This is a genomic window from Sphingomonas horti (assembly GCF_009753715.1).
In the GTDB taxonomy this organism is placed as follows: Bacteria; Pseudomonadota; Alphaproteobacteria; order Sphingomonadales; family Sphingomonadaceae; genus Sphingomonas_B; species Sphingomonas_B horti.
The window spans coordinates 483,929-509,142 of sequence record NZ_WQMS01000016.1 but is presented as its reverse complement, the minus strand read 5'-3'; the positions used below and the strand labels follow the sequence as shown (position 1 = coordinate 509,142).

The 25,214-nt window shown below is 68.1% G+C and carries 24 protein-coding genes; 12 read left to right on the top strand and 12 right to left on the bottom strand.

All coding sequences use genetic code 11. The features are described 5' to 3' along the window. Nucleotides 1-2: 2 nt before the first annotated feature. The gene (lptG, locus tag GON01_RS15335; RefSeq protein ID WP_157028208.1) at nucleotides 3-1,097 is read left to right on the top strand and encodes an LPS export ABC transporter permease LptG; all 1,095 of its coding nucleotides are present in this window, start codon (nucleotides 3-5) and stop codon (nucleotides 1,095-1,097) included. Then, nucleotides 1,094-2,608 carry a lipopolysaccharide biosynthesis protein gene (locus tag GON01_RS15330; RefSeq protein ID WP_181600007.1) on the top strand — a complete coding sequence of 505 codons (1,515 nt, stop codon included), beginning with the start codon at nucleotides 1,094-1,096 and terminating at the stop codon, nucleotides 2,606-2,608. Before lptG ends, GON01_RS15330 begins: the two co-directional genes overlap by 4 nt. On the opposite strand, the gene GON01_RS15325 is transcribed toward GON01_RS15330, so the two are convergent. Continuing rightward, nucleotides 2,592-3,683 (bottom strand): fatty acid desaturase family protein, encoded by a 1,092-nt coding sequence (locus GON01_RS15325; protein ID WP_157028206.1) that lies wholly within the window; start codon nucleotides 3,681-3,683, stop codon nucleotides 2,592-2,594. The genes GON01_RS15330 and GON01_RS15325 overlap by 17 nt on opposite strands. A 110-nt stretch (nucleotides 3,684-3,793) precedes the next feature. Between GON01_RS15325 and GON01_RS15320 the strand changes: the two genes are divergently transcribed. From GON01_RS15320 to GON01_RS15300, 5 genes are all read left to right on the top strand, one after another. Beyond that, a complete protein-coding gene (locus GON01_RS15320; RefSeq protein ID WP_157028205.1) occupies nucleotides 3,794-4,945 on the top strand; it encodes a GNAT family protein in 1,152 nt (383 codons plus the stop codon). Between the two features lie 338 nt (nucleotides 4,946-5,283). Further along, nucleotides 5,284-7,905 (top strand): Rne/Rng family ribonuclease, encoded by a 2,622-nt coding sequence (locus GON01_RS15315; RefSeq protein ID WP_157028204.1) that lies wholly within the window; start codon nucleotides 5,284-5,286, stop codon nucleotides 7,903-7,905. Nucleotides 7,906-8,029: 124 nt separating this feature from the next. Beyond that, entirely contained in the window at nucleotides 8,030-9,409 is a 1,380-nt protein-coding gene (locus tag GON01_RS15310) for a M48 family metalloprotease (protein WP_157028203.1), read from the top strand. Continuing rightward, nucleotides 9,406-10,110 (top strand): DsbA family protein, encoded by a 705-nt coding sequence (locus GON01_RS15305; protein ID WP_157028202.1) that lies wholly within the window; start codon nucleotides 9,406-9,408, stop codon nucleotides 10,108-10,110. Before GON01_RS15310 ends, GON01_RS15305 begins: the two co-directional genes overlap by 4 nt. Before the next feature lie 81 nt (nucleotides 10,111-10,191). Continuing rightward, a complete protein-coding gene (locus tag GON01_RS15300) occupies nucleotides 10,192-10,686 on the top strand; it encodes a DUF421 domain-containing protein (RefSeq protein ID WP_157028201.1) in 495 nt (164 codons plus the stop codon). A gap of 24 nt (nucleotides 10,687-10,710) precedes the next feature. Here the strand turns inward: GON01_RS15300 and GON01_RS15295 are convergent, their stop codons facing one another. The 3 genes from GON01_RS15295 to GON01_RS15285 all read right to left on the bottom strand — a co-directional run bounded on the left by GON01_RS15295 (nucleotide 10,711) and on the right by GON01_RS15285 (nucleotide 13,186). Beyond that, a complete protein-coding gene (locus GON01_RS15295; protein ID WP_157028200.1) occupies nucleotides 10,711-11,316 on the bottom strand; it encodes a hypothetical protein in 606 nt (201 codons plus the stop codon). A 153-nt stretch (nucleotides 11,317-11,469) separates the two neighbouring features. Then, nucleotides 11,470-12,132, bottom strand: a complete 663-nt coding sequence (locus tag GON01_RS15290; protein WP_157028199.1) for an RlmE family RNA methyltransferase — start codon at nucleotides 12,130-12,132, stop codon at nucleotides 11,470-11,472. Between the two features lie 10 nt (nucleotides 12,133-12,142). Continuing rightward, nucleotides 12,143-13,186, bottom strand: a complete 1,044-nt coding sequence (locus GON01_RS15285) for a Ppx/GppA phosphatase family protein (protein ID WP_157028198.1) — start codon at nucleotides 13,184-13,186, stop codon at nucleotides 12,143-12,145. A gap of 243 nt (nucleotides 13,187-13,429) precedes the next feature. Between GON01_RS15285 and GON01_RS15280 the strand changes: the two genes are divergently transcribed. From GON01_RS15280 to GON01_RS15270, 3 genes are all read left to right on the top strand, one after another. Beyond that, complete coding sequence (locus tag GON01_RS15280) at nucleotides 13,430-14,008, top strand: outer membrane protein (RefSeq protein WP_157028197.1); 579 nt, start codon at nucleotides 13,430-13,432, stop codon at nucleotides 14,006-14,008. 149 nt (nucleotides 14,009-14,157) lie between these two features. Continuing rightward, nucleotides 14,158-15,270, top strand: coding sequence for a DNA polymerase III subunit beta (dnaN, locus tag GON01_RS15275; RefSeq protein ID WP_157028196.1), 1,113 nt, complete (start codon nucleotides 14,158-14,160; stop codon nucleotides 15,268-15,270). Continuing rightward, the gene (locus tag GON01_RS15270; protein WP_157028195.1) at nucleotides 15,267-16,028 is read left to right on the top strand and encodes an alpha/beta fold hydrolase; all 762 of its coding nucleotides are present in this window, start codon (nucleotides 15,267-15,269) and stop codon (nucleotides 16,026-16,028) included. Before dnaN ends, GON01_RS15270 begins: the two co-directional genes overlap by 4 nt. 13 nt (nucleotides 16,029-16,041) lie before the next feature. Here GON01_RS15270 and GON01_RS15265 read toward each other — a convergent pair whose 3' ends face one another. From GON01_RS15265 to GON01_RS15245, 5 genes are all read right to left on the bottom strand, one after another. Further along, the gene (locus GON01_RS15265; protein ID WP_157028194.1) at nucleotides 16,042-17,529 is read right to left on the bottom strand and encodes a PQQ-dependent sugar dehydrogenase; all 1,488 of its coding nucleotides are present in this window, start codon (nucleotides 17,527-17,529) and stop codon (nucleotides 16,042-16,044) included. A gap of 172 nt (nucleotides 17,530-17,701) precedes the next feature. Then, complete coding sequence (gene glnA / locus GON01_RS15260; RefSeq protein WP_157028193.1) at nucleotides 17,702-19,114, bottom strand: type I glutamate--ammonia ligase; 1,413 nt, start codon at nucleotides 19,112-19,114, stop codon at nucleotides 17,702-17,704. Between the two features lie 30 nt (nucleotides 19,115-19,144). Further along, the gene (locus tag GON01_RS15255; protein WP_181600006.1) at nucleotides 19,145-19,483 is read right to left on the bottom strand and encodes a P-II family nitrogen regulator; all 339 of its coding nucleotides are present in this window, start codon (nucleotides 19,481-19,483) and stop codon (nucleotides 19,145-19,147) included. Nucleotides 19,484-19,603: 120 nt separating this feature from the next. Next, a complete protein-coding gene (locus GON01_RS15250) occupies nucleotides 19,604-21,127 on the bottom strand; it encodes a DUF6504 family protein (protein WP_157028191.1) in 1,524 nt (507 codons plus the stop codon). After that, complete coding sequence (locus tag GON01_RS15245) at nucleotides 21,042-21,809, bottom strand: ImuA family protein (RefSeq protein WP_232328871.1); 768 nt, start codon at nucleotides 21,807-21,809, stop codon at nucleotides 21,042-21,044. The genes GON01_RS15250 and GON01_RS15245 overlap by 86 nt, the downstream gene beginning before the upstream one ends. A 96-nt stretch (nucleotides 21,810-21,905) precedes the next feature. On the opposite strand from GON01_RS15245, the gene GON01_RS15240 reads away from it, so the two are divergent. Continuing rightward, nucleotides 21,906-22,253 (top strand): hypothetical protein, encoded by a 348-nt coding sequence (locus GON01_RS15240; RefSeq protein WP_157028190.1) that lies wholly within the window; start codon nucleotides 21,906-21,908, stop codon nucleotides 22,251-22,253. Nucleotides 22,254-22,281: 28 nt separating this feature from the next. Beyond that, nucleotides 22,282-22,806 (top strand): GNAT family N-acetyltransferase, encoded by a 525-nt coding sequence (locus GON01_RS15235; RefSeq protein WP_232328870.1) that lies wholly within the window; start codon nucleotides 22,282-22,284, stop codon nucleotides 22,804-22,806. A 1-nt stretch (nucleotide 22,807) separates the two neighbouring features. On the opposite strand, the gene GON01_RS15230 is transcribed toward GON01_RS15235, so the two are convergent. The 3 genes from GON01_RS15230 to recF all read right to left on the bottom strand — a co-directional run bounded on the left by GON01_RS15230 (nucleotide 22,808) and on the right by recF (nucleotide 25,199). Continuing rightward, a complete protein-coding gene (locus tag GON01_RS15230; protein WP_157028189.1) occupies nucleotides 22,808-23,311 on the bottom strand; it encodes a glycine zipper 2TM domain-containing protein in 504 nt (167 codons plus the stop codon). Nucleotides 23,312-23,418: 107 nt separating this feature from the next. Further along, nucleotides 23,419-24,060, bottom strand: a complete 642-nt coding sequence (locus GON01_RS15225; protein WP_232328869.1) for a glycine zipper 2TM domain-containing protein — start codon at nucleotides 24,058-24,060, stop codon at nucleotides 23,419-23,421. A 77-nt stretch (nucleotides 24,061-24,137) separates the two neighbouring features. Continuing rightward, the gene (gene recF, locus GON01_RS15220; protein WP_181600005.1) at nucleotides 24,138-25,199 is read right to left on the bottom strand and encodes a DNA replication/repair protein RecF; all 1,062 of its coding nucleotides are present in this window, start codon (nucleotides 25,197-25,199) and stop codon (nucleotides 24,138-24,140) included. Nucleotides 25,200-25,214 lie beyond the last annotated feature (15 nt).

The following is a 25,214-nucleotide window of genomic DNA, read 5'->3' as shown; positions in this document are numbered from 1 at the left end:
CGATGCAGCTGCAATTCTTCCCGTCCCGCACGGTCACGCTCTACACCGCGCGGATGTTTCTGGTCCGCTCGTTCGCGGTGCTAGCCGGGCTGGTGCTGATCCTGACCACGCTCGACCTGCTGGGCGAATCCGACAAGATCTTCGCCTATCCGGGCAATGGCGAGGCGCAGCTCTGGACCTATGTCGGGCTGCGGGTGCCGCAGATCATCTCGACCTTCCTCAAATTCTCGGTCCTGCTCGGCACGCTGATCACGCTGGCGACGCTGAACCAGAACAGCGAGGTGATCTCGATGAAGGCCTCGGGCCTGTCGGCACACCAGATCCTGGCGCCGCTGATCATCGCCGGCCTGTTCGTCGCCGCCCTGTCCTTCACGTTCAACGAGCGGGTGGTCGCCCGCTCGACGGCAACGCTCACTGCCTGGCAGAAGGCCGATTATGGGCCGATCCCGAAGGACAGCGCGGTCCAGTCGAACCTGTGGGTCCGCAACGGAGAGGACCTGATCCGCGCTGCCCGCGCGATCGGGCGCGGCCCCGATACCCGCCTGGAAGGCGTCTCGATCTACGACCGCACCGGGAACACGCTGTCGCAAATCATCGAGGCCAAGGAGGGCCGCTATATCGACGGCGCGTGGCGGCTGACCGGCACGACGCGCTTCGACGTGGCGACCGGCACCGAAGCGCAGCTCGGCACGATTACGACCGCGCGCGGCGTCAGCCCCGACCGTTTTACGCTCGCGAATGTCGATCCCGATGGCCTGTCCTTCTTTCAGCTGCGCCAGGCGATCGGCGACCTGAAGGCGGCGGGTCGCCCGACCAAATCGCTGGAAGCGAGCCTGTGGCACAAGCTGTCAGGCCCGCTCTCCGCGCTGCTGATGCCGCTGCTGGGCGCGGTCGCGGGCTTCGGGCTCGCCCGCTCCGGCAAATTGTTCGTCCGCGCGGTGATCGGGATGGCGCTGGGCTTCACCTATTTCGTCGCCGACAATTTCGCGCTCGCGATGGGAAATCTCGGCGCCTACCCGCCGCTGCTCGCTGCCTGGGCGCCGTTCCTGCTGTTCCTGCTGATCGGCGAGACTGTGCTGGTGCGGACCGAGGAGTGAGCGGGGCGGTCAGCCAACGCGACGTCGCCCGGGGCGCCGGCCTGGCGGCGCTTGCCCGATTGGGCGCGCTGATCGAGGTCGTCGCCCAGCCCGCCTATACCTGGCTGTTCGGGATCGCCACCTACGGCATCTACACGGTGCTTTGGGCGGTGGTGAACATCGTCGAGAACATCATCGATCTGTCGATGACGCAGGCGCTGCAGCGGATCGTCCCGACCGAGCGTGAGGAGGACGCGCACGCCGCCGTCCGCTTCGCGCTGCTCGTCTCGGTGCTGCCGGCCGCGCTGCTCGCGCTTGCCGCCACGATCTTCGCGGAGCCGATCGCGGCCCTGTTCTCGGCGGCGCCGCGCGACCGCGCGCAGCTGCCGACCGCGATCGCGATCTTCGCCTGGGCGCTTCCCTTGTGGACCTTCGTCGAGGTGGCGACCTCCGCCGCCCGCGCCCGCCGCGCCTTCGGCCCGGAGATCCGCCTGCGCATCTTCTGGGAACAGGTGGCGCGGCTGATCTTCGCGGTCGGCTTCTTCGCCGCGGGCGTGCAAAGCCTGGGGCTGCTGCTCGCGCACCTGGCGTCGCTGTTCCTGACCGCGATCCTCGCCGCGCGGCTGCTCGGCCGCTACTACGATCCCCGGCTGCTGCTCGCCGCTCCCGCTTCGCCCAGGCTCAGACGCGAGCTGCTGAAGACCGGCTTCGCGCTCCTCCCCTCCGCGATCAGCCGCCGCCTGTTCAACGATCTGCCGGCGGTGCTGCTGAACCTGTCCTTCCCGGGCGCGCGCGGCGCCACCGCGGCGGGGTTGTTCGGCATCGCGCGCAAGGTCTCGACCGTGCCGCTGATCGTCCGCCAGGCCTTTCAGTATGTGCTGGCGCCGCTTTCCGCCGCGCAGGCCGCCCACGACCGCGCCGGCGTCGCGGCGATCTACGGCTTTGCGATGCGGCTCTCGATCGCATTCGTCGTGCCGCTGTCGGCGCTGCTGATGCTGACCGCGTCGGACATATTGAGCGCCTTCGCCCCCGAAGCGGCGGCCGCCCTGCCCCTGCTCGTGATCCTGGTGCTGGGACGCGCGGCCGAAGCCGTGGTCGGGCCCGCGACGCCCGTGGTCGAGATGACAGGCCACCGCATCCTGCCCCTCGTCAACAGCGCGATCGGGTTGGGCGCATGGGCGCTGCTCGGCGCCTGGCTCGTGCCGACGCATGGCGCGACCGGCATGGCCTGGGCAGTGAGCGCCGGCACCGTACTCATTGCGTGGGCGGCGACGCTGGAGCTCAGGATCGCCGACGGCCTGGTCGCGTTCGACCGGCCGGCGATCGTCACCTTGGTGACGGCGCTGGCCGCATCGGCCGCCTTGTGGGCAATCGGCCTCGTGCTCACCCCGGCGCCGGTGCGCGCGGTCGGGCTGCTGCTGCTCTTCTTCCCGGCGCTGTGGCTGACGCTGCGCCTCGGCCTGCCGGCCGGCGACCGTCAGGCGCTCGGCAAGACCGCGCGCCGGCTGCGGCTGATCAGCGTCCCCGCGTGATCGAGCTCAGCCCGATCTTCCACATCAGCCCCGTCAGGCCTTTGTAGTTGGCCTTGAAGTAGGGCGAGCCGGGATCGAGCACCGCCGCCAGCCGGCGATGCGCGGTGCCGAGATTGTGGTAAGGCACGCTCGGCAGCAGATGGTGCAGCGCGTGGTAGCGCAGGCCAACCGGCGCCCACAAAGCGGGCAGCAGGCCGGGCGGCGGCACGTTGACGCTGTCCAGATACTGGGCGGTGACCGTCATCGGCTCGCCCTCATTCTCCCACAGGTGCGCGACCAGCGTCCGCACCTGGTTCAGCACCGCGACCACCGACGCGACCGCCAGCACGATCAGGAAGGCACGCAGCGGGATCGCGCCGGTCGCGACCAGCACGACCAGTGTTACGGCCCACAGGCTGGCGGCGACTTCCAGCCGCGTCCACAGCCGCGCCGCCTCGCCCTCGGGCGCGCGGCGGCGGAACGCGGGGTTGATCTGCAGCCCCGAATAGCGCGCGACGACCGTCTCGCGCAGCTTCGGCGACAGCAGCGACAAGGGCGCGAGCACCGCGAACCGGATGATCAGCGCGACCGGCGCCAGCGCCGCAACCAGGATGAACGCGGGCAAGGTCCACGGCTTCATCAGCGCGAGCGGCAGATATTCGGGGTCCTCGGCCGTGCCGTAGCGCGTCTTCGCGTGGTGCAGGTTGTGCACGCCTTCGTACATGAACGACGGCACCAGCATGGGCACGCCCAGCAGCGCGTTCCACGCGGCGCGGAACCCCGACACCGTCGAATGCTTCAGGTGCGTCAGCTCGTGGATGAAGCTCTCGGCGCGGTACAACGCCAGCACCGCGACCAGCCCGAACGCCAGCGCCCAGCCGACCGATCCCGCCATGATCGTCGCAGCGAGCGCGGCATAGCCGATCACCACCGACGCCAGGAAGTCGGCCCAATAGATGCGCGGATTTGCCGCGCTCAGCTCGCGCGTCAGCTCGGCCGCCGCCCTCAGCAGCGCCGTATCGTCGGCAATCCGCCGCTTGCCCTTTGGCGCTTCTGCCGCGGGAGCAGGCGCATCGAACGTCAGAGTCGTATCCATCGGTGGAGGCCTTTTGCCGAACATAGTGGCACCAGCATGGCAATCAAAGGCTTCTGCCGTTTCGCAGATGGCTCGACTTTGATCTGGGTCAACGCGTAAGGATCGCGGCCATGCCGGATTTCCAGATCGTGCCCGTCACCGACCAGGCCGGGCGCCGCGCCTTCGTCGATTATGCCTTCAGCCACTATGCGGACGACCCGCAGTGGGTGCCGCCGCTGAAGGGCGAGGCGGTGGGCATGATCACGCCGGGCAAGAACGCCTGGCTGACCCACGCCGACCAGCAGCTGTTCCTGGCCAAGCGCGGCGGCAAGGTGGTCGGCCGCATTTCGGCCCATATCGACCGGCTCGCGCTCGAACAGCCGCCGGAGCAGGGCTTCGGCCCGGGAACCGGCTTCTGGGGCTATTTCGACGCCGATGACGAAGCGGTCGGCCGCGCCCTGATCGCCGCGGCGGAACACTGGCTGCGCGACCGGGGCATGACCCGCGCGCTGGGGCCCGTCAGCGCCTCGATCTGGGAAGAACCCGGCCTTTTGATCCAGGGCCACGACCATCCGCCAACAGTGATGATGGGCCACCAGGACCCCCGCTACCAGTCGTGGATCGAGGCGATCGGCTATGAGAAGGCCAAGGACGTCGTCACCTACGATCTCGACGTGACCCACGGCTTCCCGCCGCTCGTCAACCGCATTGTCGAGATGGGCGAGAAGAACCCGCGCATCCGCATCCGCAAGGTCGACAAGTCCAGGTTCGACCGCGAGGCGGCGATCATCCTGTCGATCCTGAACGATGCCTGGTCCGACAATTGGGGGTTCGTGCCGCTGACCGACCCGGAGGTGAAGGAAGTCGGCAAGAAGCTGAAGCCGATCGTGTTCGAGGACCTGATCTACATCGCCGAGGTGGAAGGCGAGCCGGTCGCCTTCATGATCACGCTGCCCGACCTCAACGAGCCGCTGAAGCCCTTGAATGGCTCGCTGCTGCCGTTCGGCTGGGCGAAGCTGCTGCTGTGGCTGCGCCACCCGAAGGCGCGGACGATGCGCGTGCCGCTGATGGGCGTAATCAAACGCCTCCAGGCCTCGCGCCTCGCCAGCCAGCTCGCCTTCATGATGATCGAATATTCCAGGCGTGCCGCCGTCTCCCGCTACGGCGCCCAGCGGGGCGAGATCGGCTGGATCCTGGAGGACAACCAGGGGATGGTCGCGATCGCCGACACGATCGAAAGCAAGGTGAACAAACTCTATCGGATCTACGAGAAGACGCTCTAGCTTGCCCCCGAACCCTGCCGATGCTAGCACTTCGCCGCCGCGCACCTATGTAGGTGCCGGCGCGATTTGATCGGCCGCTTGACCGCCGATCCCGCAGGTTGATGTTGCAATGAGGCATTTTTTCCGCGTCCCGCATCGTACGGCCGAGGCCGGCGGTTGCGCCTCGCGGACCTTTGGCCCGGGACTTTCTCCCCGGCATGCCGTTGCGACAGAAGCGCTTTTTATCACGTCAACTGAAATGGCGGAGGCGTGGCCGCAGGCCGCACCTTTGCCCCCCATCACAGATTGCGCAGCCGCACGTTGCTCGTGGAGCCGCGGCCGCGCCCGGAGAACAATAAATGACCACGCGCATGCTGATCGACGCGCGCCACCGGGAAGAGACCCGGGTGGCCGTCGTCAAGGGAAACCGCATCGAGGAGTTTGACTTCGAATCCGCCGAGCGGAAGCAGCTCAAGGGAAATATCTATCTCGCGAAAGTAACCAGGGTCGAACCGTCGCTGCAGGCGGCGTTCGTCGATTATGGCGGCAACCGCCACGGCTTCCTGGCCTTTTCGGAAATCCATCCCGACTATTACCAGATCCCGAAGGAAGACCGCGAGGCGCTGCTCCGCGAGGAAGCCGAGCACGCCGAAGAGGAAGAACGCCTCCGCGCGCGCGAGGACGCCGAGGACGAGGCTGCCGAGGCCGCGAGCGGCGAAGGCGATTCGGACCTGGGCGAGGATAGCGACGAGGCGCCCCCGGCCGAGTCGGTCGACGGCAGCGGCGGCGCGTCGCACGACGACGCCGTCGAATCCCTGCGCGAGCGCCGCATGCGCCTCAGGCGCCGCTACAAGATCCAGGATGTGATCCGCCGGCGGCAGGTGCTGCTGGTCCAGGTCGTCAAGGAAGAGCGCGGCAACAAGGGCGCGGCGCTGACCACCTATCTGTCGCTCGCCGGCCGCTATTGCGTGCTGATGCCGAACACGGCGCAGGGCGGCGGTATCAGCCGCAAGATCTCCAACGCCGCGGACCGCAAGCGGCTGAAGTCGATCATGGCGGAGCTGAAGCTGCCGAAGACGATGGGCTGCATCGTCCGCACCGCGGGCCTGTCGCGCACCAAGACCGAGATCAAGCGCGACTTCGACTATCTCGCGCGGCTGTGGGACACGATCCGGGAGAACACGCTCAGCGCCTCGGCGCCCGCCCTGATCTATGGCGACAGCGACCTGATCAAGCGCGCGATCCGCGACATCTACAATCGCGACATCGACGAAGTGATCGTCGAGGGCGAGGAAGGCTATCGCGCCTCCCGCTCGTTCATGAAGCTGTTGATGCCGAGCCATGTGCGCCGCATTCAGGGCTATGCCGACCCGGTGCCGCTGTTCCAGCGCTTCGGCGTCGAGGACCAGCTGTCGCAAATGTACCAGCCGGTCGTGCAGCTGAAGTCGGGCGGCTATCTGGTCATCAACCCGACCGAGGCCCTGGTCTCGATCGACATCAACTCCGGCCGCTCGACGCGCGAGCACGGCATCGAGCAGACCGCGGTCGCCACCAACCTCGAGGCCGCGCAGGAAATCGCGCGCCAGCTCAGGCTCCGCGACATGGCGGGCCTGGTCGTGATCGACTTCATCGACATGGAGAACGGCTCCAACGTTCGCAAAGTCGAGAAGGCAATGAAGGCGGCGCTGGCGAATGACCGCGCGCGCATCCAGGTCGGCCGCATCTCCAGCTTCGGGCTGATGGAAATGAGCCGCCAGCGCCTGCGCACCGGCGTGCTCGAAGCCTCCACCCGCCCCTGCCCGCACTGCGAGGGCTCGGGCTTCGTCCGCACCGCCTCGTCGGCCGGGCTGTCGGCGCTGCGCCTGCTGGAGGACGAGGCGGCGCGCGGCCGCGGCTCACAGCTGCTGCTTCGCGCCAGCCAGGAAGCGGCCTTCTACGTGCTCAACCACAAGCGCGCCGAGCTGGCCGAGATCGAGGATCGTTACGGCGTCCGCATCGAGGTCGCGCATTCGGGCGAGATCGAGGGCGCGCGCATGGCAGTCGAGGCAAGCGGCCCGCCGCCTGCCCACGCTCCGCGCTTCGAGCCGCCGCAGATCGAGTTCGACGAGGACGAGCCGATCGTCGAGGACGAGGACGAAGAGGTCGAGGAGCGTGCCGAGCGCCCTGAGCGTGCCGAGCGCGAAGACCGGGCCGAGGGCGAAGGCGGCGGCCGCCGCCGTCGTCGTCGTCGCCGTGGCAAGCGCGACCGCGATCGCGACGAGGGCGCCGAGCCGCAGGCGAGCGAGGCCGAAGCGAGCGAGCCCGAGGCGGAAGCAATCGATGCCGAGGACAGCGTCGAGGAGCCCGGCACCGCAGAGGCCGCCGAGCAGCGCGAGGACAGCGAATCCCGCCGCCGCCGCGGCCGTCGCGGTCGTCGCGGCGGGCGTCGCCGGCATGGCGGCGAGGAGCGGGTCGCGGCCGAGGCCGGGCTGAGCGAGGCCGAGCCGGTTGCGGACGACACGATGGGCGAAGCCGAGCCGGCCGCCGAACCCGAGCCGGTAGCAGAGGCCGTTCCCGAGGCCGCTGCTGAGGAAGCGCCGAAGCGCCGTCGCACGCGCCGCAAGGCCGAGGTGCCGGCCGAGGCCGCCGCTGCTGCCGAAGCGCCCGCTGACGATGCGCGGGCCGAAGCCCCGGCACCCGAGCCGGAAGCCAAGCCGAAGCGGACGCGCCGCACCAAGGCCGCAGCCGCCGAGGCCGAGCCCGTCGAGCAGCCCGCGTCCGAGGCGGAGGCGGAGGCGGAGGCCGAAGCCAAGCCGAAGCGCACGCGTCGCAAGAAGGCGGAAACCGCTCCCGTGGCGGAAGCCCCGGCTCCGCAGCCGGTCGCGATCGAAGCGGCCCCCGCCGCCGAGACGGCTCCGGCAGCTCGCGAACCGGCAGAGCCCGCCAACGACCAGCCCGCGCGCAAGGGCTGGTGGCAGCGCACGATCACCGGCAAGTTCTGATCATCCACCGTAGCGGCAAAGCCGGGCGCCTGCCCCGGCTTTGCCCGGTACGAACGGTGTGGATCGGCGCGCCCGGTGGTGTAGAGTCACAAAAGGTTCAGCCAGCCGCGAGGATGGCACGCGTATGACGTCCAGGCCCCAGCTTCTGCTCCGCACCTTGCTTGCGCTGCTGGTGTCGTTCGCGGTGCTCGTCCGGCCGGTCGCGGCGCAGTCGGTGCTCCGCGATGCCGAGACCGAGGCCTGGCTGCAGGACATATCGCGGCCGATCGTGATCGCCTCCGGCCTCGATCCCCGCAACGTGCAGATCGTGCTGCTGCTCGACAAGAGCATCAACGCGTTCGTCGCCGGCGGGCAGATCGTCTATATCCATTCCGGCCTGCTCACCGCGGCCGACAATACCGACATGGTGCAGGGCGTGATCGCGCACGAGATCGGCCACATCACCGGCGGCCATATCGTCCGCATGGCCGAAGGGGCAAAGGCGGCGACCGGCGTGATGCTGCTGTCGCTGCTGATTGGCGCGGCGGCGATCGCGGCCGGCGCGGGCGATGCCGGCGCCGGGGTGCTGATGGCGGGCCAGCGCGCGGCATTGGGCAAGTTCCTCGCTTTCACCCGCGTCCAGGAATCGAGCGCGGACGCCGCCGGCGCCTCGTTCCTCGACAAGGCCGGGATCAGCGGCAAGGGCATGATCGCCTTTTTCAAGAAGCTGCAGAACCAGTCGCTGCGCTACGGCTACAACCCCGAGAATTCGTACGACCAGACCCACCCGCTCGACCGCGAGCGCGTGACAACGCTGACCGACACGCTGCAGAAGTCGAAAGCCTGGGACGCGAAGACCGATCCCGCGCTCGACGCGCGCTTCGCCCGCATCAAGGCCAAGCTGCAGGGCTATGTGCTGGAGCCGCCGCAGGTGATGCGCCAATATCCCGAAACCGACCAGTCCGTGCCGGCGCATTATGCTCGTGCCTATGCCTGGCACCGCTCCGCCTATCCCGACCAGGCGCTGAAGGAAGCCGACGCGCTGCTCGCCACCGCGCCGCACGACCCCTATTTCCTCGAGCTGAAGGGCCAGATCCTGCTCGAATCCGGCAAGCCGGCCGAGGCGCTGCCCGAGCTGCGCGAGGCGACCGAGCTGACGCATTTCAATCCGCTGATCACGTCGTTGTTCGGCCATGCGCTGATCGCGACCGAGGACCCGAAGAACTTCCCGGAAGCCGAGAAGGTGCTGCGGTCGGCGATCGCGAAGGACAACCAGAACCCGTTTGCCTGGTATCAGCTGGGCATCATCTACGACCGCAAGGGCGACCAGGCCCGCGCCGCGCTGGCGACGGCCGAGCGCTACAACCTCGAAGGGAATGCGCAGCTGGCTTATATGAACGCGAAGATGGCGATGGCCGGCATTCCGCGCGGTTCGCCCGACTGGGTCCGCGCGCAGGACATCCTCATGGTTTCCGAACCCGACCTCAAAAAGAAGAAGAAGGATCGGGGGGATGGCACCCAATGACGCGCTGGCTTCCCTATGCGGGCGTCGCGCTGCTCTCCGGGGTCGTTGCCTCGCTCGGTACCGCCGCGGCGCTCCAGGGCCGGGGCGGCGAAGGCGTGCGCGCCTATCTGCTGCAAAATCCGGAAGTGCTGCAGGAAGCGATGGACCGGCTGCGGCTGAAGCAGGTCGCAGCCCAGATCGCGCCGTACCGCAAGGCGATCGAGACGCCCTATGCCGGCGCCTGGATCGGCGCGAAGGACGGCGACGTCACGCTCGTCCAGTTCTTCGACTATGCCTGCGGTTACTGCAAAGCGAGCCTGCCCGACGTGCAACGACTGGTCCGCGACGATCCGAAAGTGAAGGTCGTGTTCCGCGAGCTGCCGATCCTCAGCCGCGAAAGCGAGGTCGCCGCGCGCGCCAGCCTGGGCGCCGCCGAGCAGGGCCGCTTCGCTGCCTTCCACGACGCCCTGTACGCCGCCGGCCGCCCCAGCCCCGATACGATCGCCGCCGCTGCTCGCGCTGCCGGTCTCGACCAGGCGAAGCTCGCGGCCGCGATGAACGCCCCGCGCGCCGAACAGGAGCTCGGTCAGAACATCGAACTCGCCCGCACATTGGGCTTCACCGGCACTCCCAGCTGGGTGGTGGGCAACCAGGTGCTCAGTGGCGCGGTCGGCTACGACGCCCTGAAGCAAGCGGTCGCGGAGGCACGGGAGCGGTCGTAGGCCGGGTTTGATGTCGGATGCGGAACGAGCACGCGGCCACAGTGTTGGTGACCAACTGACATCAGGCTTACAGGTGCGTTCTTGGCGTTGCTTCCCGTCGACTGGCACGAGACATTCGGTCTCGAAACTCCCCTGCTCGAGCTGCTGGTGCGCGGCACGGCGCTGTATTTCGGCGTGCTCGCCCTGGTGCGGATCATGCCGAGGCGCACGGGCGGCGAGTTGGCGACCATGGACCTCATCTTCGTCCTTCTGATCGCGGAGGCCGCGGCGCACGCGCTCGGCGACTACTCGTCCGTTGCCGACGCTCTCGTCATGATCATCACCCTGATGGCCTGGAATTGGTGCGTCAACGCGATGAGCTACCGTTTCCCCGCGATCGAGCGCCTCGCCTCCGCGCCTCCGATCGAGGTCATCCGCGAAGGCAAGCTCCTCCGGCGCAGCATGCGTCGGGAGTATCTGACCGAGGCGGAGCTGATGAGCCATTTGCGCAAGGAAGGCCTCGAGGGTCTCGCAAAGGTCAAATCGGCTTGCATCGAAAGCGATGGCCGGATCAGCGTGATCCAGGCGACCAAATAGGCTCCGCGCTGGCCGCTGCCGCTGTCAGCCCTGCGGCACAATGCGCAAATCGGTGTAGAGGAATTCCCCCGTCGAGCAGACGAGGCGCACAACCGGCTCCCTCGCCTGAAAAGGGAACCGCCGCTCTGCGCCGCCGATCGTCACCGTCACCGCTCCGCCATCATAGCTCAGGCGGAAGCTGTGCTCCTGCGGCGCGGCCGTGATCGCGAACGGGTCTTGCGTTTGCTCACCTTCAGCCCCGGCCCCGTGACGGTCCCATTCGATGAACTGCACCAGCTCCTTGCCCGCGCCCTTTTTCAGCTTGTTCGCCGGCACGGCGATCAGCACGAAGCCCGCGACCTCCTCCGGCGCCTTGCCGGCGGCTGACGGCGCGCTGGCCACGCCCAGCCGCGCGCCCGGCAGAAAGTCGCCGATCGCGGCGATCTGCCGAAGCGTGACCTTGCCTTCCACGACGAACGCGCCCGATGGCGCCGGCAGCACCAGCTCGGAAAAGTGCCCCGCGGGCGTATCGCAATCGTAGCTGATCCCGCGGTCCGCAGCCCCGGCCGGTGCGCAAGCGGCCATGGCAGCCGCCATTGCCGTGAAGCCAATGATACGCAGCGTTCGTCTCCCCTGATCGCCATCCGCCAATCGACAGCCGGGCCTGGTCGATCCCGGATGATTGCCCAGCCACCATGTCTTCGCAATGGGGCGGAGAGCGGGCCGATCCTCTTGACCATAGCGACAACACGATTCAGATCCCCATGGGAGGGGGATAAACCCGGACCTGGTTTCGCAAGGCGGCTATTCTGACGCTCCTCCCTTGAATCCCTGGGCAATGACGTACCACTCCGAGCTTTCCTTGCGGCTCGCGGGCGGTTTGGCGTGTTTCACGGTCGCGAAATGCTTCTTCAGCAGCGCGACCAGATCGTTGTCGGCGCCGCCGGCCAGCACCTTGGCGATGAAGCCGCCGCCGGGCCGCAGCGTCTCGATCGCGAACCAGGCCGCGCTCTCGACCAGCGCCATCGTGCGCAGGTGATCGGTCTGGGCGTGGCCGACGGTGTTCGCGGCCATGTCGGACATCACCAGGTCGGCCGGCCCGCCCAGCGCGGCGCGTAACCGCTCGGGTGCGGCATCGTCGGTGAAGTCCATCTGGAACAGCGTGACGCCTTCGATCGGGTCGGTCGGCAGCAGGTCGATTCCGACCACCGTCGCGTCGCGGTGGCGCTTCTTCGCGACCTGCGCCCAGCCGCCCGGCGCGACGCCCAGGTCGACGATCCGCTTCGCGCCCTTCAGCACGCCGAACCGCTCGTCGAGCTCGATCAGCTTGTAGGCCGCTCGGGATCGATAGCCTTCCGCCTTGGCCCGCTTCACATAGGGGTCGTTCAGCTGCCGCTCCAGCCAGCGCGTCGACGCCGCGGTGCGATTCCGCGCGGTCTTGACCCGCTGGCGCCCGGAGCCCCTCATGACTCGTCCCTCATTCGAAGCCGTCGCGCGCCATCAGCGTGCGCAATATGCCTTCGCGGATGCCGCGGTCGGCGACGCCCAGGCGTTCGGCCGGAAAAATGTCGAGAATTGATTCCAGGATCGCGCATCCCGCCACCACCAGATCCGCGCGCTCGTGCCCGATGCAGGGCAGCTCGACCCGCTCGGCGTGTGACTTGCGCGACAGCATGTCGCTGACCCGGCGCATCGACTCCGCCGGCACGATCAGGCCGTCGACCGCGCTGCGGTCGTAGCTGGCCAGCCCGAGATGGACGCTGGCGAGCGTCGTCACCGTCCCGCTGGTGCCGAGCAGCCGCAGATGCTCGCGCGCCCCTCGGGGGAGCCGCGCGGCGAAAGCGGCGAAGCTGTTCGAGACCCGCGCCCGCATGCGGCGGTAGATGTCGAGCCGGCCTTCCTGGGTCGAGGCGTCGCCGGGTTCCACTTCGGTCAGCGAGACCACCCCCCAGGGCGCGCTGTACCAGTCGATCGTGCGCGGCAGGCGGCCGGCGGTGTCGACCAGCACCAGCTCGGTCGATCCGCCGCCGATGTCGAAGATCAAAGCCGGGCCGTCCCCCTCCTCGAGCAGGACGTGGCAGCCCATCACCGCGAGGCGCGCTTCTTCCTCGGCCGGGATGATGTCGATCATGATGCCGGTCTCGCGCCTGACTCGGGCCACGAACTCGGCGCCATTGGCGGCGCGGCGGCATGCCTCCGTCGCGACCGAGCGGCAGATATGCACGTGCCGGCGGCGCAATTTGTCGGCGCAGACGCGCAGCGCGGACACAGCGCGGTCCATCGCCGCGTCGCTCAGGCGGCCGTTCGCCGCCAACCCCTCGCCCAGCCTCACGATCCTGGAAAAGGCGTCAACGATGACGAAGCCGCTGGGTCCGGGCCGGGCGATGAGCAGCCGGCAATTGTTCGTGCCGAGGTCCAGAGCGCCATAGGTGCGGCGCTGCGGTGCCGGAACCGGGGAATAGGGGGCCGTGCGCGCCCGGTTCGGGCCGGGCTGCAGCGGCAGGGGCGAAACGTCCGCCATTCTGCCGTCACTCTATCATTCTCCGGTCGGATGATACCGCCGGTACTTGCCGCCGCTTCTACATGCGCCGCGCATGCGCGGCAAGCGACTGTGGCGGATTTGCCACAGCCCGGCTTGTTGTCTCAGGTTCATGTTTCGTTGTCGGGGGTTCATCCGTTCAGGCGCATCTGGCGGCTCTCGCCCGGCATCCCCCTTCATCGCCGGGCGGGGCAGACCAGAAAAGGTACGAGTGGAGTGAACAACATGAACAAGTTTCTGATCGCGGCCCTGCTGGGCGCAACCGCGGCAACCCCGGCTCTCGCGCAAAATGCGGCCCCCTTCACCGGCCCGCGTGTCGAGGCGATTGTCGGCTACGACAACGTCAAGGGCGATGGCGGCCACCGCAACGGCGTCACCTATGGTGCCGGCCTGGGCTATGATTTCCAGCTCGGCGGCGCCGTGCTTGGTATCGAGGGTGAAGCCACCGATTCCAGCGCAAAGGGCTGCGAAACCGACTTCATCACCGCGACGGACCGCATCTGTGCCAATGCCAAGCGCGACCTCTACGTCGGCGGCCGCGTCGGCGTGGCTGTGGCCCCCAGCACCCTGCTGTATGCGAAGGCCGGCTACACCAATGCGCGGTTCAAGGTGAACTACACCGACACCGCGACGCCGGCGAACAACAGCAGCGCGTCGACCAACCTGGACGGCGTGCGCGTCGGCGCCGGCGTTGAGCAGAAGCTCGGCACCAATATCTACGCGAAGGCCGAGTATCGCTACTCGAACTACGAGCAGGGTCTGTCGCGTCACCAGGTGGTGGCGGGGCTCGGCTTCCGCTTCTAAGGCACGCTCTCCTAGAGAGGGCTGTGGAAAACAGGGGTCGGGGCGCTTGCTCCGGCCCCTTTTTTTGTCCACTAAATCCGGTGACCCGAGGCGGACTCCGCCTCACCCACACCGGATTTGACAGGGCCGGACGCGGCCCGGGGGGACCCATGAAGGCGACAATCGAACGGGCAACGCTGCTGCGGGGCCTGGCCCATGTCCAGTCGGTGGTGGAGCGGCGCAACACCATCCCGATCCTGTCGAACGTGCTGGTCGACGCCACCGGCGACGGCGGCATCCGGCTGATGGCGACCGACCTCGATCTGCAGATCGTCGAAACGGTCGAAGCAGCGATCGACCAGCCGGGCGCGACCACCGTCTCCGCCCACACTTTGTTCGACATCGTGCGCAAGCTGCCCGAAGGCAGCCAGGTCCAGCTTTCCTCCGCCGAAGGCAAGATGACAATCGTGGCCGGCCGTGCCCGCTTCAACCTGCAGACGCTGCCGCGCGACGATTTCCCGGTGATCGCCGAGGGCGAGCTGCCGACCCGGTTCGAGCTGCCGGCGGCGACGCTGCGCCAGATCATCGACAAGACGCGCTTCGCGATCTCGACCGAGGAGACGCGCTATTATCTGAACGGTATCTTCTTCCACGTGTCCGACGACGCCCAGCCGGTGCTGAAGGCGGCCGCGACCGATGGTCACCGCCTCGCCCGCGTGACCGTGCCGCGGCCCGACGGTGCGGACGGCATGCCGGACGTCATCGTTCCCCGCAAATGCGTCGGCGAACTGCGCAAGCTGCTTGAGGAAGTCGACGGCTCGGTGACGGTTTCGCTGTCGGCCACCAAGATCCGCTTCGATCTGGGCGCGGCGATTCTGACCTCGAAGCTGATCGACGGCACCTTCCCCGATTACAGCCGCGTCATTCCGACCGGAAACGACAAATTGCTGAAGCTCGACCCGAAGAGCTTCATGGAAGGCGTCGACCGCGTCTCGACCATCGCCTCCGAAAAGACCCGCGCGGTGAAGATGGCGCTCGATCGCGACAAGATCACGCTGTCCGTCACCAGCCCCGAGAACGGCACCGCGTCGGAGGAAGTGCCGGGCGACTATGCCGCCCAGGGTTTCGAGATCGGGTTCAATGCCCGCTACCTGATGGACATTCTCCACCAGATCGACGGCGACATGGTCGAGGTCCATCTCGCCGACGCCGCCGCACCGACGCTGATCCGCGAGAACGACAACGCGCCCGCGCTTTACGTGCTGATGCCGATGCGGGTGTGAGCGCGCAGCCGGCGCTGGTCGTGCTGCACGGGGCGAACAGCTCCGCGCGCGAGATGGCGCCGTTGACCGATCGTTTCCCCCCGCAGGCGCAGCTATTCGTTCCGGACCTGCTCGGCCATGGCGGCCGCGGGCTTGCGCCCGAGCTCTCGGTGGCCGCGATCGCAGCCGATGCGCTGCGGCAATGCGACGAGCATGGCCTCGGCCGCGCCGACTGGTTCGGCTACAGCTTCGGCGGGCTCGTCGCGCTCTGGGTCGCGGCCCACCATCCCGAGCGCGTCCGTAGCGTCGCCACGCTCGCGGCCAAGATCGCCTATGACGAGCGCGCGGTCAGCCACGTGACCCATCTGCTCGATTCAGAGCGGCTTGCCGCCATTCCGCGCGGCACCCAGCTTGCCTCCACCCATGCGCCGCAGGACTGGCGCGCGCTGGCACAGGTCAATCGCGCGATGTTCGCGCGCTTCGCGTCGGAGCCGCCGCTGGACGCGACGGCGCTCCGCCAAGTGCATCAGCCGGTCTTGTTGATGGCGAGCCTGGAAGACCCGCTCGTCACGGCGGCGGAGACGCGGGCGCTGGCGCACGTGCTGCCGAATGCGATGACCGGCCTTTTTCCCGGCAGCTGCCATCCGTTGCCGCAGGCCCCGCTCGATACGGTACTGCGCACCCTCGCCCGCTTCCGCGCCGACCCTGACGGTATGGTGCGCGCCGCGCGATCCGCCCTGCTCAGCTACTGGTGGGCCGACCAGGGTGGCCGGGCATAGCCTGTCGGCGCGCTTATCCCGGCGTTACCTCGAAAATATCACCGTCGAGATCGACGATGTAGAGATTGTTCGCGGCGTCGATCCCGAACGAGACGATATTGTCGATCCTGCCCTGATCCGGCGCGAAATCGTCGTTGCGCCGTTCGTAGCTCGACGCCGCCAGCAATTGGCCCTGCATCAGCGAGGATGCGGGGACGGTCCAGATGTTGCCGCTGACGAAATCGGCGAACACATAGCTTCCCACCAGCGACGCCACCGGCCCGCGATAGACATAGCCTCCGATGATCGAATCACCCTCGCGCGGTCCCGAACCGTGCATGTACTGGCTGACCGGGTCGGTCAGGCCGGACGGCGGCGTCCCGCTGAACGTCTGCGTTCCCTCCTTGAAGCGCCAGCCGAAATTCCGGCCCGGTTCGCTGGGCAGCACAGTGTCGATCTCCTCGATGGCTCCCTGCCCCACATCGCCGATCAGCAGCCGGCCATTGTCGAACGACGCGCGAAAAGGGTTCCTGAGGCCGTAAGCGAACACATAGGGGTCGCCGCCGCCATTCAGGAATGGATTGCCGGAGGCCGGGCGGAAATATTGCGGTGAAGCGCCGGCGAACGGATCAGGATTGCGATCGAAGCGCAGGATCTTGCCGAGGCGCGAGTTCGTATTCTGTGCGTTGTTACCCGGGTCACCGCCGCCCCCGCCGTCGCCGATCGCGACATAGACGAAGCCATCCGGCCCATAACCGATCCAACCGCCATTGTGGTTGTTCGCGCCGGGGTGGGGGATCGTCAGGACGCTGTCATATGGCCCGAGCCCCGGCAGTTCCTGGGTACCGATGGTGATGCGGCGTACGTTAATCGTGCCATCGGCAGCGGTGACGACGATGAACGCCATGTTCGTGCGCGCGAAATCGTCCGTGACCGTAAAGCCAAGCAGGCCGCGTTCGCCATCCGTCGATATGTTCGTGACGGTGTGCGCCAGCGTCTTCGCGCCGCTTGCCGGATCGAGCCGCCAGATCTTGCCGCCTTTTTCGATGACGAAGACGCGGGAGTCGCCTGGGATCGCCGCGAGGAAGACAGGCTGGTCGAAGCCGGTCGCGACGCGGCGCACCTGGATGCCTTCCCGGCTGTTCGTGACGGTCACCGCAAGGTCGAGCGTCGCGGCTTGGCTGCCGTCGCTGGCGCGAAGCTGCACGCGATAGACATTGTCGCCGTCGGCATCGGCTGGCAGCTCGAAATTGGGCGGCGCCGCGAACGAGAGTACGCCGGCGGGCGAGATCGCGAAGCGCCCGGCGTCCGCGCCGCCGCCGATGCTGTAGGTCAGCGGCGCGCCCTCGGGATCGGTTGCGGTCGCGGTGTAGATGCCGGATTGCGAATTCTCGGCCACGCTTGCCGTCGCGGCGGACGTGAAGCGTGGGGGCTGGTTGGCGGCGGGAGGCGTCGGTGTCGACCCGCCGCCTCCGCAGGCGCTGGCGAGGAGAGCGGTTCCGAGGGCGAGGTCCTTGCGCACGCGACGTTCCCCTTTTCACGTGGGAATCGGGATCATCGCGCGGGATTGCTTAAAAGGCCAGCGGGTTGCGGCGCCGCGAAGCCGCGCCGTTGGTCGCTCTGGCGAGACCCGCCGACAGCAGCTGTGCGGCCTCGGCTACGCCTGGCCGCATCGGCGCGGACGTGGCCGCGCCTCAGCTGCTGTAGTACATATCGAACTCGACCGGGCTCGGGGTCATTTCCCAGTGCGCCACTTCCTCGCGCTTCAGCCCGATATAGGCCTCGATCTGCTCGCGGCCGAACACGTCGCCCTTCAGCAGGAAGTCCATGTCGGCCTCGAGCGCGTCCAGCGCTTCGCGCAGCGAGCCGCAGACGGTCGGCACGTCGGCAAGCTCGGCCGGCGGCAGGTCGTAGAGATTCTTGTCCATCGCGTCGCCCGGATGCAGGCGGTTCTGGATGCCGTCGAGGCCGGCCATCAGCAGCGCCGCGTAGGCGAGGTACGGATTGGCGAGCGCGTCGGGGAAGCGGAATTCGACCCGCTTGGCCTTGCTGCCGGTGCCGTAGGGAATGCGGCAGGACGCCGAACGGTTGCGGCTCGAATAGGCGAGCAGCACCGGCGCCTCATAGCCCGGCACCAGCCGCTTGTAGCTGTTGGTCGACGGGTTGGTGAATGCGTTCAGGGCCCGGGCATGCTTGATGACGCCGCCGATGAAATAGAGGCACATGTCCGAAAGCCCGGCATAGCCGTTGCCGGCAAACAGCGGCTTGCCTGCCTGCCAGATCGACATGTGGGTGTGCATGCCGGAGCCGTTATCGTCCTTGATGGGCTTGGGCATGAAGGTTGCGGTCTTGCCATAAGCCTGCGCGACCTGGTGCACGACGTACTTGTAGATCTGCATCCGGTCGGCGGTCTCGACGAGCGTGCCGAAGGTCAGGCCGAGCTCGTGCTGCGCCGCGGCCACCTCATGATGATGCTTGTCGCAGGGCAGGCCCATTTCCAGCATCGTCGAGACCATCTCGCCGCGAATATCGACGGCGCTGTCGACCGGGGCGACGGGGAAGTAGCCGCCCTTGGCGCGAGGCCGGTGGGCGAGGTTGCCGACCTCATATTCGCGCCCGGAATTGGTCGGCAGCTCGATATCGTCGATCTTGTAGTAGCTGGTCGCGTAGCTGTTCTCGAACCGGACGTCGTCGAACAGGAAGAACTCGGCCTCCGGGCCGACATAGATGGTGTCGCCGATCCCGGTGTTCTTCAGGTACGCCTCGGCCCGCTTGGCGGTCGAGCGCGGATCGCGGCTGTAGAGTTCGCCGGTCGACGGCTCGACCACGTCGCAGAACAGGATCAACATCGGCGTCGCGCTGAACGGGTCGATATAGGCCGCGTCCAGGTCGGGCTTCAGGATCATGTCGCTTTCGTTGATCGCCTTCCAGCCGGCGATCGACGAGCCGTCGAACATCAGCCCGTCGGTCAGCGCGTCCTCGTCGATGACGCCTGCGACCATGGACAGATGCTGCCACTTGCCCTTGGGGTCGGTGAAGCGGAGATCGACCCATTCGATTTCCTCGTCCTGGATGCGCTTGAGGATGTCGGCGGCAGTGGCGGGCATGAGGTCGTCTCCGGGAACAGGCTTGAGCGGTTAGAGGGCGTCGGCGTCGCGTTCGCCAGTACGGATGCGGAGCGCGGTTTCAACCGGCAATACGAAAATCTTGCCGTCGCCGATCCGGCCGGTCTGGGCGGCATTGGCGATCGCCTCGACGACGCGCTCGGCGAGGCCGTCATCGACCACGACCTCCAGCTTCACCTTGGGCAGGAAGTCCACCACATATTCGGCGCCGCGGTAGAGCTCGGTATGGCCCTTCTGCCGGCCGAAGCCCTTGGCCTCGATGACCGTGATGCCGGAGACGCCGACCTCGTGCAGGGCCTCCTTCACTTCGTCGAGCTTGAACGGCTTGATGATCGCTTCGATCTTCTTCACGAGAGGCGAGCCCTGATCATTGTGCGCTGCACAAATCATGGCGCGGGTCGCCACGAGTCGCAAGCGGCGTTTGAGCAATCCACAACATTGTTGCAGCCGCTCAATGAAAAGGTGGTGGAGTCAGCCGCATCCGCCCTGCATCCACCAGCTGAGGTCGCCGGTGCGCGAGTCCTCGCCATCGCCGCGGCGGAACAGCCAGAAGCGCGCGCCGCTCTCGTCCTCGACCCGGAAATAGTCGCGCACCGCATCGCGCTCGCCGCTCCGCTTCCACCATTCGCCGTAGATGCGTTCGGGGCCGTCACCTTTGACCAGGTGATGCGTCCGGCCGCGCCAGGTGAAGCGCCGCGGCGGCGCGTCGGGCAATTCGGCGACGACATGGTCGATCGGCTCTGGCCGGGACAGCAGTCGCGGCGGACGCGGCCAGCTGTCGGGCCAGGGCACAGGCATGTCGAGCGGCGCGATCCTGCGGACGCTGCGTTCCGGCACGTCGCTCTCGACCGCGCTCAACCGATAGAGATGTTGCGTGCCGATCCGGCCGGCGATCAGGTCGATCAGCTGCGCGATGTCGGCCGTGGGTGCGGACGCGGCGAGGTCGCCGGCAACGACCGCGGCGCCCAGTGGCTCGGCGCGCGCGGCGACCAGGCGCATGGCATCGATGCCGAAGCCGGGATCGATCGTCTCGATCCTGCGGCCGAGCAGCCGCAGCAGGTGCGCCTTGTCGCGAGTCGCGCGAGCGGCGCCGATTTCGACGCGTTGCTGCTGCCGGTCGACACGATCGCAGAGCAGCAGCAGCGCGCGGACGCCGAGCCCAGCCTCGCGCAACCGCTCGATCAGATCGTCGAGCAGATCGCCGATCGCTCGGGCGATCGTCTCCGCTCCGCCGATCGGCTCGGCGAAGCGCAGAGCCGCGGCCGGCGCGTCGCGCGGAATAATCGGATCGATCGGCTCCGCCGCGTGGCCGAACGCCTGGTCCAGCTTCAGCAGCACGTCCCGGCCGAACCGCCGCACCAGCGGCCCGCGCGGGACGGCAGCCATCTCGCCGATCCGTTCCAGCCCGAGTCGGCGCATCCCGTTCGCGGCGGACTGATCCAGGCGCAGCGCCGCTACCGGTAGCGGCGCGAGGGCGGCTTCTTCCTCACCTTCGGAACACAAGGTCAGCCGCTCGGGCCCGTGCCGCGCCAGCGCGTCGGCAGCGGCTCCGTTGCTCGCCATGGCGATCCGCGCTTCCAATCCCAATTTCGCACAGAAGCGCAGCAGGCCGGCGCCCAGCCGGTGCTCGCCGCCATGCAGATGGGCGGCACCGGTCAGGTCGAGCCACAGCCCGTCGGTACCGGACAGCGCGACCAAGGGCGTGATTCGTCGCGCCGCGAATCGGCCGATGCGTTGCAGAAGCGCCCCGTCTCCGTCCGGATCGGCGTCACGCACGTCCAGCCCGGGCACCATCGCCCGCGCCTGCGTCAGCGGCATGCCTGGCGTGAGCCCCATCGCCGCCGCGTTGCGGCACACTGCGGCCAGCACCACGCGCTGGCGCGCACGGTGGACGGTCGCCAAGCCGGTCTCAGGCTGCCCGGCGCTCGCCGGTGCGATCCGCTTGATCCGGTCGGTGGGAAGGAAGGGCAGGTAGAGCGAGGCGACCCTGCGCATCGCAAGCCTCCAGCAAAAGGGAAAAACCGGGTCCGCCGCGCTGGCGGGCAAGTTCGACTTGCCAGCGGGAGCGGCCGACGCCCGGCACCGGCAACGATGCCGAAGGAGCCGAGCCGATCCGCCAGCGGGTGAGCGCCGACGAAGGCTCGGCCAGGGGATCGCCCTTGCGCCAGCGATGGAGCAGCAGCGCCATCGTGCCGCCTTCTTCCGCCGCCAATTGCAGCCGGCGCGTCTCGGTCAGCCCGGCGCGGCCGACTTCACCGACCACGGCTGCGAGCGCGCCGTGCCTGAGCCCCTCCTCCATCACCGCAAGCACATCGGCGTCGCGTTCGGCTTCGGCCACCAGCAGCTGGCCCGGCGCAAGCCCGGCCTGCGCCAGGCCGGGCGCGAACAGGTCACGCCGGGCGACCACCCACAACACCGTGCCGCGCCTGCCGGCACGCCGTCCGGCGATCCCGGCCAGGAACAGGGTCGCCGCCGCATCGTCGCTATAGCTCTGCGTCGCCGCGGCCGCTTCGTGCACGCCGGCATCGGCCAGGCCGCCGCTGGCCAGCCGCGCGTCGATCGCATCCAGCCCGAACGGCAGCACCGCCGCCGGGTCCTTACCGGCGGCGGCGATCCCGCGCACTTCCGCGCGAAGACGCTTCAGGCGCAAAGCCCGTCCCATGGTGATTCGACTCATATGTTCGCTTTATGTTCCACTTTCAGCGATGCTGAGTCGAGTCGAATCCTTTCGAGCGAGGTTGACGGGCCGCTCGCTCCCACCGATGATCGCCTGATGTCCAAACCCGATCCCGGCGCTTTCTTCCGCGAGATGCTCGGCCAGTGGGAAGGCATCGCCAGCCAGTTCAGTGCCGAGATGATGAAATCCGGCGACCTCGCCAAGACCATGCAAGGCGCGACCAGCGCGGGCCTGAAGGCCAAGGAAGCGGCAAAGGAAGCGATGAGCCGCGCGCTGGAGGCCGCCAACATGCCGAGCCGCGAGGACATGATCGACATGACTGCGCGCATGCGCGGGGTCGAGGCGCGGCTGGACCGGATCGAGGCGCTGCTCGCCCAGATCGCCGACCGGCAGGCTGCACCCGCCGCCAAACCCTCCAAGAAATCGCCGAAGAAAGGCGGATGATCGGCGCGACAGCCCCGAATCCCATCGCATGGATCCGCTCGATTTGACTCACCTGCCCGTCACCATCCGCCGGTTCCGGCCCGACGATGTCGAAGCGATGCTGCGCTTTGCACGCGGCCTGCCGGAGCATGACCTGCTGTTCCTTGGCCGCGACCTGAAACATCGCAAGGTGATCGAAGCCTGGCAGGAAGCGGTCGAGGACGGCTTCATCGACAGCTTCGTCGCGGAGGACGGCGACGCGATCGTCGGCAGCTGCGCGCTGGTGCGCGACCCGCTCGGCTGGTCCACGCATGTCGGGGAAGTGCGGCTCCTCGTTTCGCCTCAGCTGCGCGGGCAAGGAGTCGGCCGGCGCCTGCTCGAGGAAATTTTCAAGGTCGCCGAACAGCGCGAGCTGAAGAAGCTGGTCGCGCGCATGACGTCGGACCAGCGCGGCGCGATCCAGCTGTTCGAGGAACATGGCTTCCGAAGCGAGGCTCGCCTGAAGGACCAGGTCATGGACCGCGACGGAGCGGTCCACGACCTCGTCCTCTTGAGCCTGCCCTTCTCAGCCTAATTCAGCGGCATTCCGCGTTGCCGTTCTTCTCGATCGCACGACCGGCAAGCGCGCCGGCGCCGCCGCCCAGGATCGTCCCAACCGCGCTGCGGCGGCCGCCGTCGATCGCACGGCCGAGCAGTGCGCCGGCGACGCCGCCGATGATGGTTCCGGTCGTGCCGTCGCTGCGCTTGCAATAGACCTGCCCGTCGGCACCGCGCCAGGTCGGCCCGTCATAGGCTCGCGCCGCCAGCCGCTCGCGCTCCGCCTCATAGCGCGCGCGGGCATCCTCATAGGCCTGGCGTTCGCGCTCATAGATGTCGCGTTCGCGATCGAACCGCGCCTGCGCCGCATCGAAGCGCCGCTGCGCCGCGTCGATATCCGCATCTAGGGTGCGGCTGTCGTAGCGGTCATAGCGGTCACCGTAGCGATCGTCATAGCGCGGCGGCGGCGCCGGCTGCGCGACAACCGCGGCGGATGGCAGCAGCGAGGCGGCAAGCCCGGCGGCCAGAACAGATTTACGCATGAACCCTCCGTTGAACCCGATGCGCCCATCTTATTCCCGGTTCGCTGAACGGCAGGCAACAAAAAGGCGGGACCCGCAGGTCCCGCCTTCTCCGGCTCCAGTGCCGTCTAGCGGCAGTCGTCGCTGCGGTCGATCGCGCGCCCGGCGAGCGCGCCCGCGCCGCCACCGACGATCGTGCCGACCGCGCGGTCGCGGCCGCCGTCGATCACGTTGCCGAGCAGCGCGCCGGCAACCGCGCCGACCACCGTGCCGACCGTGCCGTCGCTCTTGCGGCAATAGGTACGGCCATCGGTGCCGACCCAGGTGCGGCCGTTATAGGCCGTCTGTTCGGTCACCCGATTGCCGTTGCGATCGCGCAGCACGCCGTAACGGTCGCGGTAATAGCCGTTGCGGGCATAATCCGCGGTGCCTGTCACCCAATAGCCGTTGCGATCGCGGTACCAACCGTTGCGCTCGGCGCGGGCGGACGTGACGAGACGGCCGCGGCGGTCGCGAAGCGCGCCACGATTGTCGACATAGAAGCCGCTTGCGTCGGCATTAACGGTCGCCGATTCACTGACGCGGTTCCCGTAACGATCGCGCAACACGCCATAGCGATCGCGATAATAGCCGTTCGCGCCATAATAGCCGGTCGTATTCCGGCCCGTATAGCTTGAGCCATAGGAGCCGTAATATTGAGCAAAGGCCGGGGCCGACATGCCGGTCAACATAGTCGCCGTCGCGGCGATCCCGATGAGCAACTTACGCATGACTTTCCTCCTCTTGACCGGCGTCTCAACCAAGGGGCGGCGCATCCGGTTGCATGAACTGAAAACAACAAGGCGCGTCAGGAGAGGCGGATCGTCGCGTTTTCGACAGTCAACCGGGTGGCGCCGGCGGGGGCATCGGCGAACAGCGCCGGCTCGGTTCCGGTCATCCAGACCTGCCCGCCGCCGGCGCCGAGCCGGTCGAGCAGCGCCGCGCGACGCCGCGGATCGAGGTGGGCGGCGACCTCGTCGAGCAGCAGCACCGGCGGCCGGCCGGTCTGCTCGCTGACCAGATCGGCATGGGCGAGCACAAGCCCGATCAGCAGCGCCTTCTGCTCGCCGGTTGAGCACAGCGCCGCCGCTTGGCCTTTGCCGAGGTGGCGCACCTGCAGGTCCTGCCGGTGCGGCCCTTCGGTCGCACGCCCAGCGGCGGCATCGCGATTGCGATTGGCGGCGAGCGGCCAGGCCGCGGCAGCGTGCCACCCGTCCAGGGTGAGGCCGGCGCGCGCGAAGATGCTGTCCGGTTGCCGGGCGATCCGCTCGTTCAGGGCGGCGACGGTGCGGGTGCGCGCTTCCGCTACGGCCAGCCCGTGCTCCCGCATCTGCGTTTCGAGCGCCGCCAGCCAGGCCGGATCGGCCGCTTCGTCGCCGGTCAGCAGACGCGTCCGGGCCCGCATCGCAGCTTCGTACCGGGCCGCATGATGGACGTGGGCGGGCTCGAGCGCCAGGACGAGCCGGTCGAGGAAGCGGCGCCGGCCGCCGGTGCTCTCCGTGAACAGCCGGTCCATCGCCGGCGTCAGCCACAGGACCGACAGCCGCTCGGCAAGCGCGTTCGCGGCCGCCGCGACGCCGTTGATCCGAACCACCCGTCGTTCCGGTGCCGAGGCGAGCGCGCCAGTGCCGAGCTCGACACCGTCCGTCAGGCGCGCCGCGACAGTAAAGCCTCCAGGACCACCCTGGCGCGCCATCTCGGGCAGAGCCACGCCCCTCAGTCCACGCCCGGGCGCCAGCAGCGAGACCGCTTCGAGCAGATTGGTTTTCCCGGCCCCGTTCTCGCCGGTCAGGATGACCAGGCCCGGCCCCGGCTCGACCAGCGCGTCGGGATAGGAACGGAAGTCGGTGAGGGAGAGGCGGGCGATCACAAAGCCCGTCTAGTC

What these genes read in the sequence shown, in the direction of transcription:
- GON01_RS15310 (WP_157028203.1), top strand. Translation starts at nt 8,030, where the DNA reads ATGACGTCCAGGCCCCAGCTTCTGCTCCGCACCTTGCTTGCGCTGCTG.
- GON01_RS15280 (WP_157028197.1), top strand. Translation starts at nt 13,430, where the DNA reads ATGAACAAGTTTCTGATCGCGGCCCTGCTGGGCGCAACCGCGGCAACC.
- GON01_RS15285 (WP_157028198.1), bottom strand. Translation starts at nt 13,186, where the DNA reads ATGGCGGACGTTTCGCCCCTGCCGCTGCAGCCCGGCCCGAACCGGGCG.
- GON01_RS15290 (WP_157028199.1), bottom strand. Translation starts at nt 12,132, where the DNA reads ATGAGGGGCTCCGGGCGCCAGCGGGTCAAGACCGCGCGGAATCGCACC.
- GON01_RS15235 (WP_232328870.1), top strand. Translation starts at nt 22,282, where the DNA reads ATGGATCCGCTCGATTTGACTCACCTGCCCGTCACCATCCGCCGGTTC.
- GON01_RS15325 (WP_157028206.1), bottom strand. Translation starts at nt 3,683, where the DNA reads ATGGATACGACTCTGACGTTCGATGCGCCTGCTCCCGCGGCAGAAGCG.
- GON01_RS15315 (WP_157028204.1), top strand. Translation starts at nt 5,284, where the DNA reads ATGACCACGCGCATGCTGATCGACGCGCGCCACCGGGAAGAGACCCGG.
- GON01_RS15230 (WP_157028189.1), bottom strand. Translation starts at nt 23,311, where the DNA reads ATGCGTAAATCTGTTCTGGCCGCCGGGCTTGCCGCCTCGCTGCTGCCA.
- GON01_RS15245 (WP_232328871.1), bottom strand. Translation starts at nt 21,809, where the DNA reads ATGAGTCGAATCACCATGGGACGGGCTTTGCGCCTGAAGCGTCTTCGC.
- glnA (WP_157028193.1), bottom strand. Translation starts at nt 19,114, where the DNA reads ATGCCCGCCACTGCCGCCGACATCCTCAAGCGCATCCAGGACGAGGAA.
- GON01_RS15305 (WP_157028202.1), top strand. Translation starts at nt 9,406, where the DNA reads ATGACGCGCTGGCTTCCCTATGCGGGCGTCGCGCTGCTCTCCGGGGTC.
- GON01_RS15250 (WP_157028191.1), bottom strand. Translation starts at nt 21,127, where the DNA reads ATGCGCAGGGTCGCCTCGCTCTACCTGCCCTTCCTTCCCACCGACCGG.
- GON01_RS15240 (WP_157028190.1), top strand. Translation starts at nt 21,906, where the DNA reads ATGTCCAAACCCGATCCCGGCGCTTTCTTCCGCGAGATGCTCGGCCAG.
- GON01_RS15320 (WP_157028205.1), top strand. Translation starts at nt 3,794, where the DNA reads ATGCCGGATTTCCAGATCGTGCCCGTCACCGACCAGGCCGGGCGCCGC.
- lptG (WP_157028208.1), top strand. Translation starts at nt 3, where the DNA reads ATGCAGCTGCAATTCTTCCCGTCCCGCACGGTCACGCTCTACACCGCG.
- dnaN (WP_157028196.1), top strand. Translation starts at nt 14,158, where the DNA reads ATGAAGGCGACAATCGAACGGGCAACGCTGCTGCGGGGCCTGGCCCAT.
- GON01_RS15225 (WP_232328869.1), bottom strand. Translation starts at nt 24,060, where the DNA reads ATGCGTAAGTTGCTCATCGGGATCGCCGCGACGGCGACTATGTTGACC.